At 44.3% G+C, this 15,387-nt stretch carries 12 protein-coding genes; 6 read left to right on the top strand and 6 right to left on the bottom strand.

Annotated elements, in window-relative coordinates; genetic code table 11:
* Nucleotides 1-19 precede the first annotated feature (19 nt).
* From OZ660_RS08950 to OZ660_RS08960, 3 genes are all read right to left on the bottom strand, one after another.
* On the bottom strand, nt 20-709 hold the full coding sequence (locus tag OZ660_RS08950) for a TorF family putative porin (protein ID WP_274743258.1): 690 nt from the start codon (nt 707-709) through the stop codon (nt 20-22).
* Nucleotides 710-885: 176 nt separating this feature from the next.
* On the bottom strand, nt 886-2,076 hold the full coding sequence (locus OZ660_RS08955; RefSeq protein ID WP_274743259.1) for an amino acid aminotransferase: 1,191 nt from the start codon (nt 2,074-2,076) through the stop codon (nt 886-888).
* A 239-nt stretch (nt 2,077-2,315) separates the two neighbouring features.
* Nucleotides 2,316-3,101, bottom strand: a complete 786-nt coding sequence (locus tag OZ660_RS08960; protein WP_274743446.1) for an NRDE family protein — start codon at nt 3,099-3,101, stop codon at nt 2,316-2,318.
* Nucleotides 3,102-3,292: 191 nt separating this feature from the next.
* On the opposite strand from OZ660_RS08960, the gene OZ660_RS08965 reads away from it, so the two are divergent.
* Nucleotides 3,293-3,928: a 1-acyl-sn-glycerol-3-phosphate acyltransferase gene (locus tag OZ660_RS08965; RefSeq protein ID WP_274743260.1), complete on the top strand. Its 636-nt coding sequence runs from the start codon at nt 3,293-3,295 to the stop codon at nt 3,926-3,928.
* Nucleotides 3,929-4,009: 81 nt separating this feature from the next.
* Nucleotides 4,010-5,251 (top strand): cystathionine gamma-synthase family protein, encoded by a 1,242-nt coding sequence (locus OZ660_RS08970; RefSeq protein ID WP_274743261.1) that lies wholly within the window; start codon nt 4,010-4,012, stop codon nt 5,249-5,251.
* Nucleotides 5,252-5,311: 60 nt separating this feature from the next.
* On the opposite strand, the gene OZ660_RS08975 is transcribed toward OZ660_RS08970, so the two are convergent.
* The gene (locus OZ660_RS08975; protein ID WP_274743262.1) at nt 5,312-7,783 is read right to left on the bottom strand and encodes a CHRD domain-containing protein; all 2,472 of its coding nucleotides are present in this window, start codon (nt 7,781-7,783) and stop codon (nt 5,312-5,314) included.
* Nucleotides 7,784-8,040: 257 nt separating this feature from the next.
* Here OZ660_RS08975 and OZ660_RS08980 point away from each other — a divergent pair, with 257 nt between their 5' ends.
* Entirely contained in the window at nt 8,041-8,640 is a 600-nt protein-coding gene (locus OZ660_RS08980) for an FMN-dependent NADH-azoreductase (protein ID WP_159624829.1), read from the top strand.
* A 126-nt stretch (nt 8,641-8,766) separates the two neighbouring features.
* Here the strand turns inward: OZ660_RS08980 and OZ660_RS08985 are convergent, their stop codons facing one another.
* A complete protein-coding gene (locus OZ660_RS08985; protein ID WP_274743447.1) occupies nt 8,767-9,276 on the bottom strand; it encodes a glutathione peroxidase in 510 nt (169 codons plus the stop codon).
* A gap of 225 nt (nt 9,277-9,501) precedes the next feature.
* On the opposite strand from OZ660_RS08985, the gene OZ660_RS08990 reads away from it, so the two are divergent.
* Entirely contained in the window at nt 9,502-11,991 is a 2,490-nt protein-coding gene (locus OZ660_RS08990) for a S9 family peptidase (protein ID WP_274743263.1), read from the top strand.
* Nucleotides 11,992-12,096: 105 nt separating this feature from the next.
* Here OZ660_RS08990 and rrtA read toward each other — a convergent pair whose 3' ends face one another.
* On the bottom strand, nt 12,097-12,681 hold the full coding sequence (gene rrtA / locus OZ660_RS08995) for a rhombosortase (RefSeq protein ID WP_274743264.1): 585 nt from the start codon (nt 12,679-12,681) through the stop codon (nt 12,097-12,099).
* A gap of 113 nt (nt 12,682-12,794) precedes the next feature.
* On the opposite strand from rrtA, the gene OZ660_RS09000 reads away from it, so the two are divergent.
* Together OZ660_RS09000 and ggt are read left to right on the top strand one after the other, a co-directional pair.
* Nucleotides 12,795-13,559 carry an enoyl-CoA hydratase gene (locus OZ660_RS09000; protein WP_274743265.1) on the top strand — a complete coding sequence of 255 codons (765 nt, stop codon included), beginning with the start codon at nt 12,795-12,797 and terminating at the stop codon, nt 13,557-13,559.
* Between the two features lie 14 nt (nt 13,560-13,573).
* The gene (ggt, locus tag OZ660_RS09005) at nt 13,574-15,331 is read left to right on the top strand and encodes a gamma-glutamyltransferase (protein ID WP_274743266.1); all 1,758 of its coding nucleotides are present in this window, start codon (nt 13,574-13,576) and stop codon (nt 15,329-15,331) included.
* Nucleotides 15,332-15,387 lie beyond the last annotated feature (56 nt).

Genomic DNA, 15,387 nt, shown 5'->3' on the forward strand with positions numbered 1-15,387 from the left:
ATGTGAATGTGGTGTTGATTTAAAACGTAAACGTATATCCAACTGTAGCGAGTAGTTTGACATCGTCATCATAATCTAAGTCGGTTTTTTCTAAGCCTAAACTGCAGGCCAAACCGAATAACTCAAAAGCCGCTTCGGCCTTTATGTGAATATAGTCGTCATCATTAGTGTCCCAACTGTATATGTCGGGATCCAAGCTTGTGGAGCGATCTATCTGAAACGTTAAATAAACACTATCGTTGATTTGATAGCCTTGAGAAAGCGCGACAATGTAATGCCGAGCACCAACACCAAAATAGTCATCGGTGTACCAAACTTGAACGCGAGTTTCATTATAATTGAGAGCAGCATAGAACTCGGTATAGTTAAATTCACTGCTCTCATCACCACCTAAGTATAGATAGCGGGCAACGCCTACATCGTACACCAAGCTTTCATTTACGTTTCCTGTATGACCGGCATAAAAATCAACTTCGTAATCGGTACCTTGACCATAATCAACACCCGATGCAAAACTTCCCGCATACCAACCCGAATCATTCCACCAATCTAAAGAGCCTTGTAACGTGGCTTCGTCGTTAGTTTGAGACAAACCATTAAATAAATAGTCTGATACCAGCGTGGTGGTGATAGACACATCAGCATAACAAAATGGAGTGAAAGCGCAGCACAAGAGTGCTTGGACGGGCAAAGCAGTAAGTTTGCGCATAGGCTTACGTATATAAGATTTTTACGAATCTAATAAGCGTAGTTAACTAAACGGCTTTATGACAAGTTGAAGCAAAAGAAATTAAGAAATAGACAGGTAAGCACATTGGCCTTGGTGGTCCAATTAAAAAGCCATCACGCGTCAAAGGTGATGGCTTTTAGCATAAACCGGAAGCGTTATAGTACTGAAACAAGTGCCTTTGCTAAGGTTTCAACGTTTTCTTGGTTAATACCTGCAATATTTACGCGGCTTGAGTCAACAAAATAAACACTGTGTTTTTCACGAACTTCACGAACTTGTTCAGGGGTAATACACAAGAATGAGAACATACCCTTTTGATCATTCACAAAACTGAAGTCCTTTGGTGAGCCGTTATCATGAAGGTTTTGCACAAGCATTGCGCGTAGAGACTTCATACGGTCGCGCATTTCATTTACTTCTGAAACCCACTCATTATTAAGTGCTTCATCTGATAGGATAATGTCAACGAGTGCGCCGCCGTAGCTAGGTGGCATTGAGTAAATGCCGCGGGCAATTGACTGAATTTGTCCTTGCGCGATTTTACGGGTTGCGGTATCGGCAGTGATAATTGCCGCTAGGCCAACTCGTTCACGGTAAAGACCAAAGTTTTTAGAGCATGATGCTGCCACAATAACTTCTGGCAGGTTTTCTACCAATAAACGCATGCCATAAGCATCTTCGTCCAAACCTTCACCAAAGCCTAGATAAGCAACGTCAATGAATGGCAGGAACTCACGTTCTTTAGCAACCGCCAACACTTCATCCCACTGCGCATTAGTCAAATCTGCACCCGTTGGGTTGTGGCAACAACCGTGAAGCAATACGATGTCGCCTTTTTCAACATTGCGAAGGGTGTCCATCATGGCATCAAAGCGAATGCTGGCCGACGCTTTGTCGAAGTACGGATAGGTCTCAATCTGAAGACCGGCCGAACCGATAAGCGGGATGTGGTTAGCCCAAGTCGGGTCGCTTACCCATACCTTTGCGTTTTCATTACAGCGCGCAAGTAGTTCAGACAAAATACGCAGTGCGCCACAACCACCTGGCGCTTGAACCGCTGCTACGCGATCAGATAATAAAGCAGGGCTGCCTTTACCTAACAACAAAGACAACATGCCGTCGATAAAACCTTGGTTGCCTTGTGGCGTAATGTAGGTTTTGCTTTTCTCTGTGTCTAGAAGCACCTTCTGTGCTTTCGCAACACTTGAAAGAATAGGGGTATTACCTTGCTCATCTTTATATACGCCAACACCTAAATCGATTTTATTTGGGTTGGTATCTTCGCGATAAGCAGCTGACAGGCCAAGAATTGGATCTGGGGCGAGATGGGGTAATACTTCAAACACGATATGTCCTCACGTTGGTATGCAAATAATAGCAGGCAGGCATTATGCCACCGATGGTAGAAAAAACGACCCCTATTGGTTGAAAATATTTCAATTTAGCTAGGTGTAAAGCTGTAAACGAACAATTTATTTCAACTGTGGGCCATTAAAGTGTATTGACTTGTTCGCATCAATTATCGGTTATAACACGCGCTAATTGATTTAGTCTCTAAGTGTACAGAGGAGTAAGCCTTGATAACTTACAATGTGAAAGCACGTGTTTCCTGTGCTTTACCGTGTTCGTCGAAGCGTCTCTCCACCCAGGTTATTTGATTGTTCAAATCGACTAACAGTAAAGTGGATGTGCGCGTACCGTAGTTGGGCGTGTGAATAAAAATCGACGATAGTGCTTTTTCCCATTCGTAACCAATACCGGTATCGGGCAATGCGTCGTCTTCAGCTTTGTTATCTTGCGCTAACAATTCAAACAATGATTCATGGTCTATAAGTCTTGCATTGTTCACGTAGTGGTTAAGTGCTGTTACACCTTGAGTTACTTTTGGCCAGGGGGTGGCGATATCTGCATTTGAAAGCCCATACACGCCTTTTTCAATAGTGTGCGTGGTGTCGTTCACATTATTGTAAACACGCAATTTATTAATATTTCCAAACAGCAAATTGTAGCCGTTGTAGTGGTGCCTGTTTTCACGTATCCGGCTAAGGTAATGCTGGCTATCGTTTTCCACTTTATTTTTTGATGTACTTGCGTTCAATGAAAGCCAGTTAGCAACGAGCTCTCCTCTAGATATCGCATTTTGCTTGAGGTTGTGCGGCTCTCGTACATTCGTTAATGCAGAAATTATCCCGTTACGCGTAACGCCCATCCATGTTCCTCCTGCTTCCAAATCTCGACCAGCGAGCACCGTGGGATGTGAATTCCAAAATTCAGAGGGGGCAGTAGGTCGAGCGTAAAACTCATCGCGATTTGCCGCGATGATAAGTGGGAAGTCCCGTCGCATTTTATTAGCGATAAACAAGATACACATAAAGGTCTCACTACTGAAAATACGCATACAAGCGCTAAAATGTTAACTAAATGTTTACAATGAAGAAACATCAATTATGATCGAGGATAAACACGTCATCTTGTGCCGCATCATTCGCCGCACCTTTCTCCGCATAATCGAAAAATATTGGTACATCGATTATGCAGGGCAGCAGTAAGAGAATAACAATAATGAATACGGGTTCACAAACACAGTCACATCGTCGCCCTTTATCACAGGTTAATATTGGTGAATTAGTGTCTCGCAAATGGCCGCGATGGCTATCGCGATTTGCAACATGGCTACTTACTAAGCGGGGATGGGTTGTAGAAGGTGAGTTTATCAATGAACGAAAAGCTATTATTGCCGTGGCACCACATACGTCTAATTGGGACTTTTTCATTGGCTTATTTGTGGTTTTTTCATTTAGGTTAAACTTAAACTTTTTTGGTAAGCACACAATTTTCAAGCCGCCACTTGGAGCTGTCGTTCGCCGATTGGGGGGAATTCCCATCGAGCGCAGTAAGGCTCATGGTGTGGTTAGTGTTATCGCAACTCAAATTAAGCAAGCTGATGATCTTATTCTTGCGTTGGCACCAGAGGGTACACGTAGTCCGATATTTCCTTGGAAAACGGGGTTTATGCATATTGCGCGTGAGGCTGAAATCCCCATTCAAGTTATTGGTATCGACTATGCTAAAAAGGCCATTGTACTGGGACCGATTATTCAGAAAGTGACTAACATAGATGAACAAATGCAAACTATTTATGCGTTTTATGATACTGTTTGCGCAAAATATCCAAAAAATTGCATAACACGGTCGTAGGCCAATGCTATCGCAGAGATAATTGGCGCTAGTAAAGTCGTGATAATCCAAGTCGCTTTCATCATATTCGGAGCTTAACACGTGACAAAACAGGGATTTACAACCCGTCAGGTTCATGCTGATCGCATGTTAAACGCACCAGAGCACGGTGGTGTTCATACCAGTACTTCAAACTCAGTGTTGTTTGAATTTAAAGACGCACAGGGCATTATCGATGCGTTTCAAGGCAAACGTGCCGCACACGTATATTCCCGTTCATCTTCGCCTTCTGTCGCGGCACTACAAAATATGCTCAACGACCTTGAAGGTGGAGTAGGGGCGCTGTGTTTTGCAACGGGGATGGCCGCTATTAGCAGTGCGCTTTTTGCACTGGTAAAGTCAGGCGATCACTTAATTGTCAGTCAATACTTGTTCGGTAATACCCGTAGCTTCTTTGAAACGATTCAGGACTTTGGTGTACAGGTTACGTTTACTGATGTTACTGATATTGAATACGTAAAAGCGGCTTATCAGCCCAATACTAAAGGCGTTTACACCGAAACAGTTGCTAACCCAGTCACCCAAGTTGCGGATTTACGTGGTATTGGTCAGTTCTGTGAAGAGAAAGGTATTCTGTTTATGGTGGATAACACCATGACACCACCGCCGCTGTTTTATGCAAAAGAGGTTAAAGCATCGCTGATTTTTTGCTCGTTAACCAAATATATCGCAGGCCACGGTAATGTGTTAGGCGGTGCCGTTATTGATACTGGCGTGTTTGATTGGCAACAATTTAGCAATATAAAGCCGGCTTATCAGGTTGACGATGTCTCTCAATGGGGGCTGACGCAGATTAAGAAAAAAGGGCTTCGTGACCTTGGGGCAACGCTTGCGCCGCAATCGGCCAGCGCGATAGCACTGGGAATGGAAACCCTCGAACTGCGTATGGCGCGTAGTCAGTACAATGCAATGCAGTTAGCAACATTCTTAGACAACCACGCAAAAGTCGCTAAAGTGTTTTATCCTGGCTTAGCCGATCATCCACAGCACTTTACTGCCCGAGAGCACTTGAACAATGGGTATGGCGCTATTCTAAGTTTTGACTTAGTGGAAGGAGCCGACCCCGTTGCATTTCTTAATCAGATGGAGCTTGTAATTTGTGCAACCCACTTAGGGGATAATCGCACTCTGGCATTGCCGGTAGCACCAACGATCTATTTTGAGAACACGGCACAGGAACGTCAAAAAATGGGGATTTCTGATTCAATGCTGCGACTTTCTGTGGGCATTGAAGATACCGCTGATTTAATTGCCGACTTTGATAAAGCGTTAGCCACATTGTAAAAAACAAAAAAAAGGGGCGTATGCCCCTTTTTGTTGCTTTGTGACTAATTTGAGAGCAAGTTACTCGAAACCTAGTGTCACTTGGCCGCGGATCTCTCCGCTTGTGAACGCTGCTGAATGAAAGTTAGTGTAATAGCCACCGGCTTCCATTGTTGTCATTTGTGCTTCAGTAAGTGTTGTGTCGGCAGGTACAGACCACATGCCATCCATTCCCTCAGTGAGTGCGATTACAACACCGCCGTTTACGCCAGCTTCACCTTCGTGAATATGCGCCATGGTGGCAGTCATTCCTGCAATTGTTACTGAGCCTGAAAGTGCGCCTGTCGTGGTATTTAGTGTAAACGCACCGCTACCAGTTGCATCAGTTGTCACTGCTGGAACTTCTTGAGCCCCAGTCGCGGTAATGCCATACACCTGAATATTATCTGGCGTTATTTGACCGCGGATCTCACCACTAGGGTTGGCTTCTGTATGCACGTTAACATAGTGACCGCCCGACAATAATTGCGTAGCAGTTGCCATATCTAAACTGACACTGCCGTCAGTCATCCATACACCTGCTGTTTCATCACTTTCAACAAGGGTCACTACTACGCCACCAGTTTCGCCTGCGAATCCACTGTGGATGTGAGCCATGGTTGCATTTTCTAGCGTTGTTACCGCAACCAGTGACACTGAATTATCGGTCGTATCAAACAAGGCATAACCGGATCCCGACGCCATTGTATCTACCGCGGGTACAGACTGATTGCCACTTAATGGGAAGGTAACAACCGCGGTTGTGTCAGCAACAATTTGACTTCTCACTTCGCCACTAGGGTTAGCGTCTGTATGCACGTTTAAATACCACTCGCCGTTGGTTAACGCAGCCAGATTGCTCGGTGAAATTGTCGTTTCAGCCAATACGTACGTACCATCACCGGCGTCTGTTAATGGAAATGCTACTGGACCATTCATTCCAATGCCGCCATCGTGAACATGTACGCCTGTCACGTCAGTTAAACCTGATACATCAACACTTACGCTAAACGCTGGCAGGTCTTCATCAATCTCAACCACAGCCGAGGCCGACGACATTGTAGTAACCGCTGGTACTTCTTGAGAACCACTTAGCGATACATTATATGTCATATCGGCGTTAAACGGCGGAGGGGGTGGTGCTAGGTCGTCTAGCAATGCTAGTTGAGGTAAATCACCGTCCATTGCACCGTCTAGTGCAATTGCGGTATACACACCACCGTTCTCTAGCGAAAGCACGCCAGTTTCAATTGCCGCTGTTTTAGTGCCTGTAGGCGTCACAGTAACGACATAGTCACCTTCGGCTAGGCTAACATAACCTGTCTCCGCTAAATCGTCTGTCGAGTAGGGAATATCGCTAAACGCTGGATCGACAGCATCTATTTCACCGTCTGCGGTAACATAAATATCCACGTTGCCTGCACTTGGCGAAGCGTGAACAATACGCACTTTCGCTTCAGTCGCAATGGCGCGAGGCATATCTACAAGCACGTCAAGTTCTGGCATTGCTAATGTGTTATTCGCAATAGCGGTATATCTCATGCCAATCTCAAGTGACAACGGCGCATCATCAATGGCCACAATACTATTGTCAGCGTCTGCGACTACGTCGATAACATAGTCGCCAGGCGCGACAGAAACATAGTCAGTCGTGCGAGGAAACTGTATGCCGTCTACGAGTAGAACTTCGTTATTTGCGATAACATCAACTGCTGGTGCATCACTTATACCGTGTACTACCCGCACATCTGAGGTGGCGCTTGAGTCCCAAATTTTGAAACTTTCTGTTCCATCGGCGGCAAGCAGAGTCACTGGGGAATCGCCTGTACCTACGTTATTGGTTGCAGCGATGAGTAAATCGGCACCATCAGCAAGATTAACCGTGCCAGAGTCATAAACTACAGTTGTTTCACCTGCCGGTGTTATACGAACCTGATAGTCGCCTGCTGGAACTTGCAGTAGGTCAGTGAAATCAGTAAACGATGCGGTAACAAGTGGTTGTTCTGCACTTAAATCAGTGCCAGGAGCAGTAACATAAATGTCGACGGTGGGAGCCATTGATGCAGCGTGAACAATTTGTACTTGTGCATTACCTGCTTCTACCGGTGTTTCAGCACTTGTTACCGTTAAAAAGGCCAGTGTCTCGTCGCTGACGTTTCCAACAGCAAAAATGTCATAATTGATATCTTCTTCTAGCGTAACATCAGCTTGGAGCACCTCAGCGTCATCACCGGGTAAAACGGCGGTAACGCCTATATCGTATGTACCCGTAGCAACCTCAAAGCGTGATGAAGCCACTTGATAGTCAACATTCTCTAACCCGTTCAAAATGGCATCGTTGGCAGTAATATTGACCAATGGAGCATCTGATGCACTGTGGATCACTCTTACATTAGCAAACGTTGGATCGGGCATGGGTTGGGGGGCTGGGGCGTCATCATCATCGTCATCTAGCCAACAGCCTGTGAGTGTGAGCGGCACAACGAGCAATGCGGCTTTGAGTTTCAGATTCATATCTTATTTCCTTTTTATTAACAATTGCTGCACAACCATTACGCCGCCAATTAGCCAAAAGTTTAAGCAAATAACTAACATTAAGCTTGTTTAATAAGTGAACTAAAACCGAAAGGTCATTATTGTTAAAAAGGAATAAACGTGGGTAACCTGCGACATTACTGTTCTAAAAAATAGAATGAGTTGGTTCATTTATACTAATTTTACTGTTTGCAAGTCTGCACTAAAGTAAACGTACTCACTACAGGAGATCAGTCATGAAAACAGTATTAGCAATTTATTCAAGTCTAAACGGCGAACAAGGTAATTCATCAAAGCTTGCAAATGAGTATTTAGCAAAGCTAGAAGCCAAAGGTGACGTGTCTATTAAGCGCGTTGATTTATCGACTATGGAGCTTCCTCATCTATCTAGCGAGGAAATGCAGGCGTGGATGACTGCACCTGCAGAACGAAGCGAAGCGCAACATGTACTAGCAAATCGTTCAGACTCAATCGTGGAATCTGTAAAGCAAGCCGATGAAATTGTATTGGCGGTACCAATGTACAACTTTGGCATTCCATCAAGTCTAAAGGCGTACTTTGATCGTGTTGCGCGTGCTGGAATTACCTTTAAATACACTGAGAATGGCCCAGTAGGATTGCTAGAGAACAAGAGTGCAACTGTATTTGCTGCGCGCGGTGGTATTTATGCAGGTACTGACTTTGATACACAAACTCCATATCTTCAACACTTCTTGGGTTTTGTGGGTATTAGCAATGTAAACTTTGTTTATGCAGAAGGGCTTGCAATGGGCGAGGAGCAAGCGAAAAATGCATTTTCAGCAGCCAGTGAAAAAATTATTGAACTATCTGAATAACTCGCAGACTAACTATATGCAGTTAGCAAAAACGTTGGAAGTTGTTTGAGCTAATAGTGTGTTCCAAGTTGAGTGTGCTTGTTGCCCCGCGAATGTCGCGGGGCTTTTTTTGCCTGAAGAAAAGGTCTATTCGTTTAGCAATGCTTCAACATCGGCGATAAAAGACGCGTCAGTAGGTTTTGTTGAGCTAGGGTAGTGAGTAATTTTTTTGCCAGAGGCATCGATAAGATACTTGTTGAAATTCCACGATGGCGCTTTACCTGTTGCGGCTTTAAGCATGCGATACATTGGGTCGGCGTCTTCACCTGTAACAGAGGTTGGCTCAAACATCGGAAATTTAACGCCGTAGGTTAGCTCACAAAGCTCAGCCGTTTTACCTTCATCATTATCCTCTTGATTAAAATCGTGCGAGGGAAAGCCCAGTACCACAAAGTCCTTGTCTTTATAATCACTGTAAAGGGTTTCAAGGCCTTCAAACTGTGGCGTATATCCGCAATAACTAGCAGTGTTAACAACCAACAGTGTTTTACCGCCATACTCATCACATAAATTCACGGTTTCCTGTGAGTTAAGTTTACGTTTCATAAATTTCAACACACTAGGGCACTCACTAGCGGCAGCGGGGACACTCGACATCGCTAGTACTGCTGCTAATGTTGCAACCACTTTTGTTACTTTCATCTATTACACCCTCTGATCGTTGTTTCTCTATTATCTTCATTGAATAAATAATGACGTAAATCTAATAGCAAAACGGAATATGAATACGTTTGGTTCACAAACCATAACGATGAACGTTGACTATATAAGGTTGGCTCTGCGTATAATATTGTCGAGTTTCACCTATAACGACTTAAAATAATGAAAAAATATTCTACTTTATTTCTCGCTGCCAGCGTTACTTTCGCGTTGGCTGGTTGTGCTAGTACAACGGGCAATACCTCCACTACGGCGACAGCGTCTCCTGTGCCTTCGGTCCAACAAGCCGTTACACCTGAGGTTGAAATGCCGATGGCAGTGCAAAATGGCAAAATCACGCTTAAACAAGTAATGGCAGATCCTCAGTGGATTGGTGCACTACCAACAGATATGGGCTGGTCAGTTGATGGTAGTAAAATTGTTTTTGAAAGAGAAAAACAAGACAGTGCATTGTCGGACGTTTATATCGCCGATATCAACACGCCCAACGAGGCTGTAAAGGCGCCATTATCTGACTTGCACAAATACCGCTTTGACGAGCGCGTGGTGCGAAACGACGGTGTCATCGCTTTTGCTTTTGAAGATAGCGTGTTTATTCAGTTTACTAATGGTAAAACGGTACAGCTAACACGCGGTGGCAACTCGCTATCCAATCTTTCATTTATGACTGATGGGCGTTTGATGGCACTAAGCGGTAATCGTTTTGTTGCTATTAACTTAGAAACGGGTACACGAGAAGAGCTATTAAGCTGGGAATTCGCTGATGAACCCAAGGCCGTTGAGCCAGCAGAGGATTATATTGCACAAGAGCAACATACACTCATTCAGTATATCGCTCTTCAGCGTAAGAACCGACTAGAGAAAGAAGACGCCGAGCAAGTGTTGGCGCAAAGTAACGTTAGCGTAGCACCTGCACCGTTCTATTTCGATAAGTCTCATAGACTAGCTGGTATTAGTGTATCGCCTGCTGGGAACTACGCAGTTGTGGCGACAACGGAAAGCAAACCGAACCGCGACGATAGCGATATAATGCCGCACTACATACAAGAAGATAGCCGTATTGCAGCTAAATCAGTGAGGCAACGTGTGGCGGATGCAGAGCCAGTAAACCACGAATTATGGCTGCTGAACTTAAAAACTGGTGAAAAGAGTGCGCTAAATTACTTTAGTCTGCCGGGCTATAACGATGACGTACTTGCCAGCGTAAAAACGGAAAATGCAAAAGCAAATGGCGAAAGCTATGAAGTGAATCGCTTGCCGCGCCCCATTACACTGTTACAAAGCTGGTATTGGACTAAGCCCTCTATACGTTGGCACAAAAATGGTGAAGCCGTTGCTGTGATGCTTGAAGCGTGGGATAACAAAGACCGTTGGATAGCCACGGTAAACTTAGAGAATAAGTCGCTAGAAAACCAACATCGCCTGCATGATGACGCATGGGTAAATTATCGATTCAATGCATTTGATTGGTTAAACAATAGTGAAACACTTTACTTCCAGTCAGAACATAGTGGTTATGCACATTTGTACCTACAAACGCCCGGCGAAAAGCCTGTAGCATTGACCAGCGGTCAGTATATCGTTGATGACATTACGTTGTCGCCGGATGATAACTATCTGTATTTCAAGGCTAATATTGAACATCCAGGGCTTTACGAAATCTACCGCGCGGACTTGTCTGACAAAAGCATAGAGACGATGACCGACTTAAACGGTATGACGGATTATGTGCTGAGTCCCGATGGTTCGCAGTTGGTGTTGAGCCACAGTAAAGTGAATAAACCTGCCGAATTGTACGTTAAACCAGCGCAGGAAGCTGTTGCTGCTGCGCAGATTACACAAAGTACCAGCGACACCTTTAATGCATTACCTTGGGCTGTGCCTAAAGTAGTAGCAATTCCATCGTCGCACACTGATGCACCCATTTATGCGCGTGTTTACTTGCCTGAAAATTACGACAGTAAAACGTCCAACAAAGCGGTAGTGTTTAATCACGGTGCGGGTTACCTTCAGAACGCACACCTTGGTTGGTCGGGTTATTTTAGAGAGTACATGTTCCACAGCATGCTTGTTCAACAAGGTTACGTTGTACTTGATATGGATTACCGCGCAAGTGCTGGTTACGGTAGAGATTGGCGTACCGCCATTTACCGTCAAATGGGAACGCCTGAAGTACAAGATTTACGCGATGGTGTGAATTGGCTGGTGGACAATGCGAATGTGGATCGTGCGCGCATTGGTACCTACGGTGGTTCGTATGGTGGCTTCTTAACATTTATGTCGATGTTTACAGCACCAGATTTGTTTGCTGCTGGCGCGGCGCTTAGACCTGTTACTGATTGGGCGCACTATAATACGCCATATACTGCGAATATTTTAAATACCCCTGATATCGATCCAATCGCATATGAGCGCAGTTCACCAATCTATTTCGCCGAAGGTTTACAGAAGCCTCTGTTAATCAATGCGCCTATGGTTGATGATAATGTGTTTTTCCATGACACAGTTCGATTAGTTCAGCGTTTGATTGAGCTTGAAAAAGAAAACTTTGAAACTGCAATTTATCCGGTGGAGCCTCACGGGTTTGTGCAACCCAGCTCGTGGTTAGATGAATACCGCCGTATTTATAAGTTGTTTGAAGAGAACTTATAGTTCCTTGAATTAGCAATTAATAAGGCTAAGTGTTGTGCGGTAGGCTTCTAAAGCGTACCGCACTTTTTTTTTATGGGATTCTCTAAATTAAGATAAAAGAAATGGCTAGCGTCTTCTTGCGGTCAAAAGCATGAGCGCGAAGATGATAAGACCTCCACATGCCCCAAATAAGTGAGCATCAACAGCAACTTTGGCGTCGATAAGCGCAGCAACTTGTGCGCTACTGCCATCAAATTGTTCATAACCCACCTTGATGGCAAGCCCTAACAATAGTAACCAACCAGAACGCACTTTCTCTTTAATATCCATGCATGCTCCCCATGCAAATAGTCCGTGAAGTGCCCCAGAAAGCCCGGCATACCAGATAAGATCAGGCGAATAGAAGTAAAGACCGGCGCTTGTTCCAATACAACACCAAACAAACACCTTTAAAAATAAGCCAATGCGATAGTGCTCTTTGTGAAGCGCCCATAACAATGCGAGTCCTGCCAAATTCAGTAATAAATGAAAACCGTTCGTATGCACAAGGTTGCCGGTTACTAGTCTCCACGTTTCAAGGCCTTGAATAGCATAACGGTCATAGGCTAAATAATTACCTGATGTAGGCTCAAAGAAAAATGCAATTGTGGCACAAACTGCGACAAATAGGGGGCCAGCACTATACTTAAAGGAAAACGGCAGTGACATCATTAGTGTTAGTTATTTTTTATAATAGAAATTGCTGGCTATGATACAGAAGTTGCCCGAGAGGTTAAAACCGAACCTCGTTAATTGTTCGAAAATTCAAGAGTAAAGGAACGCTTATGTCTCATATTATTACTGAAGTGAATAATCATTGTTTATCTATTGTCATTAATAGAGTTGAAAAGAAAAACGCGCTTACTCGAGAAATGTATCAAGTCATGGCTGATGCAATATTCGACATAAAAGAAGATAAAACCATTAAAGCAATTATTATTAAAGGTGCTGGTGATTGTTTTACCGCTGGCAATGATATTAGCGATTTTGCAGAGCAACAAGACAATGCTCATGTACCCGAAACGGCATCGTTTATGCGGGCGCTCGCTGAATGTAAAGTGCCAGTAATTGCCCAAGTACATGGTGTTGCGGTAGGCATTGGTACCACGTTACTTCTTCACTGCGATTTTGTTTATGCCACACCAGATAGCCGATTTGTTCTACCATTCATCAATTTAGGGCTTGTTCCCGAATATGCATCAAGTTATCTTCTACCCAAAGTAGCAGGGCATATAAAAGCTGCAGAATGGTTGATGTTGGGTGAACCGTTTAGTGCCGAAGAGGCCTATCAATTTGGATTACTCACTAAAATTGTAGAGGCAAATTCGATTTCGCAGGTTGTTAATGATACCGCCCAAAAGCTCGTTGAAAAGCCAATGTTCTCTCTTATGCAAACTAAATCGCTGTTAAAAGGTGATGGTGAGCGCATTACGCTTCATATGAACGAAGAGTTTGATATATTTCTCGAAGCACTAGGTACGACAGCTGCACAAGAAGCCTTTGATGCCTTTTTGAAAAAACGCCCCATAAACCCTGAAAAATTCAGATAAGAGGAATCCGTATTTTGAGACGCAATGTTTTTCTAAAAGCCTCCGTTATTACCCTGGCGTTATTTACCAGTTTTGTTTTTGGTGTTGATGCTAAACAAACTCGCGAAGTAGGGGAGCCAGAAGCCGCAACAGGTTATATTGAGAAAAAGGCCTTTGAAGCACAAGAGTACATGGTTGTTGCAGCTAATCCTTATGCGTCTTGGGCGGGAAAAAACATTCTTGAAAAGGGCGGGAGCGCGATAGATGCCGCGGTTGCTGTACAGGCTATGCTGTCGCTTGTTGAGCCTCAGTCTTCAGGCATTGGTGGCGGCGCGTTTATTCTTTATTGGGATAACAAGAATAAGGTACTACACACATTTGACGGTCGCGAGACAGCACCTACCTCAGTGAATTCTCATTGGTTCATGAAAGGCAATAGCCCTATGCGATGGATTGATGCGGTTGTGGGCGGCAAATCAGTTGGCGTACCAGGGGCAGTTAAAGCGCTTGAAATGGCTCAAAGCGAGTTTGGTAAGTTGCCTTGGAATACCCTGTTTGACGACACAATAACCACAGCCGAAGAGGGGTTCAAGGTATCCCCACGCTTAGCAAAATTAGTTGCACTAGATTACCACCCGGGACTGAAAACGTTCCCTGCTAGTTCAGTGTATTTTTTCCCTGCTGGTAATCCTTTGCAAGAAGGCGTGATCAAGAAAAACCGAAAGCTTGCCAAAACATTAAGGGGCATTGCAGACAAAGGCAGTGATTACCTTTTAAAAGGAGAAGTTGCGCAGAAAATTGTTGATGCCGTGAATAGCGCTGAAATTAATCCAGGGCAAATGACACTTGAAGATTTAGCGAGTTATGAACCAGTAAAACGCGAGCCTGTTTGTGGTTTATACCACGAGAAGCGTATTTGCGGCATGGCCCCACCAAGCTCTGGCGGTGTTAATGTTTATCAAATTCTTAAAATGCTAGAAGGGTTTGATTTAAGTAAATACTCACCTGACTCGGTCGAGTTTGCGAATTTGTATACTCAGGCGAGCGCTATGTCTTACGCTGATCGAGAAAAATTCATAGCAGACAGCGATTTCACCAATTTGCCGTTTGCAGCCATGATCAACACAGCTTACCTAGAACGCCGTGCACAGAATATCGATGTAGACAAAAAGTGGCGTCGAGCTCGTGCAGGCAACCCGTATGCAGAGGCAAACGTTGCATTAGGTACGTCAATGGAGCTGCCTAATACATCACATGTGTCTATTGTTGATAAAGAAGGCAATGCGGTATCGATGACCACTAGCATCGAGTTTATGTTTGGCTCAGGCATAATGGTTGAAGGCTTTCTGTTGAACAATCAACTAACCGACTTCTCATTTTCACCAACAAAAGATAGATTCCCAGTGCCCAACCGTGTTGAGCCAGGAAAGCGTCCAAGAAGTGCCATGAGTCCCACTATGGTGTTCGATAAAGAAGGCAACTTAGAAGTGGTAGTAGGGTCGCCTGGCGGCTCTCGAATCGTAAGCTATGTGGCGCAAACGCTTATCGGGGTTATCGATTTTGACCTTGATATACAGCAAGCGATTAATATGCCCAAAATTACAAACCGCAACGATTATACTGCACTTGAAAAGGGGACACCTATCGCCAACTTAGAAGGCGTGTTGACGGAACTTGGCCACAACGTGAAGGTGGTAGATTTAAACAGCGGTCTGCACGGAATACAGTTCAAATCGGGTAAGCTAATTGGTGGTGCTGACCCGCGCAGAGAAGGTATTGCTGTAGGTAAGTAGCTCTAAAGCGGTGCCATTAGACTGTAAGGAATGGGAAGTTGCTTTTAAAAAGACTT

Origin of the sequence: Alteromonas sp. 009811495 (genome assembly GCF_028865455.1) — a bacterium.
In the GTDB taxonomy this organism is placed as follows: Bacteria; Pseudomonadota; Gammaproteobacteria; order Enterobacterales; family Alteromonadaceae; genus Alteromonas.

Excerpts from the sequence above, each read along its gene's own strand:
- rrtA (WP_274743264.1), bottom strand. The coding sequence starts at position 12,681 with ATGATGTCACTGCCGTTTTCCTTTAAGTATAGTGCTGGCCCCCTATTT.
- OZ660_RS08975 (WP_274743262.1), bottom strand. The coding sequence starts at position 7,783 with ATGAATCTGAAACTCAAAGCCGCATTGCTCGTTGTGCCGCTCACACTC.
- OZ660_RS08965 (WP_274743260.1), top strand. The coding sequence starts at position 3,293 with ATGAATACGGGTTCACAAACACAGTCACATCGTCGCCCTTTATCACAG.
- OZ660_RS08950 (WP_274743258.1), bottom strand. The coding sequence starts at position 709 with ATGCGCAAACTTACTGCTTTGCCCGTCCAAGCACTCTTGTGCTGCGCT.
- OZ660_RS08990 (WP_274743263.1), top strand. The coding sequence starts at position 9,502 with ATGAAAAAATATTCTACTTTATTTCTCGCTGCCAGCGTTACTTTCGCG.
- OZ660_RS08980 (WP_159624829.1), top strand. The coding sequence starts at position 8,041 with ATGAAAACAGTATTAGCAATTTATTCAAGTCTAAACGGCGAACAAGGT.
- OZ660_RS08985 (WP_274743447.1), bottom strand. The coding sequence starts at position 9,276 with ATGTCGAGTGTCCCCGCTGCCGCTAGTGAGTGCCCTAGTGTGTTGAAA.
- OZ660_RS09000 (WP_274743265.1), top strand. The coding sequence starts at position 12,795 with ATGTCTCATATTATTACTGAAGTGAATAATCATTGTTTATCTATTGTC.
- OZ660_RS08960 (WP_274743446.1), bottom strand. The coding sequence starts at position 3,101 with ATGTGTATCTTGTTTATCGCTAATAAAATGCGACGGGACTTCCCACTT.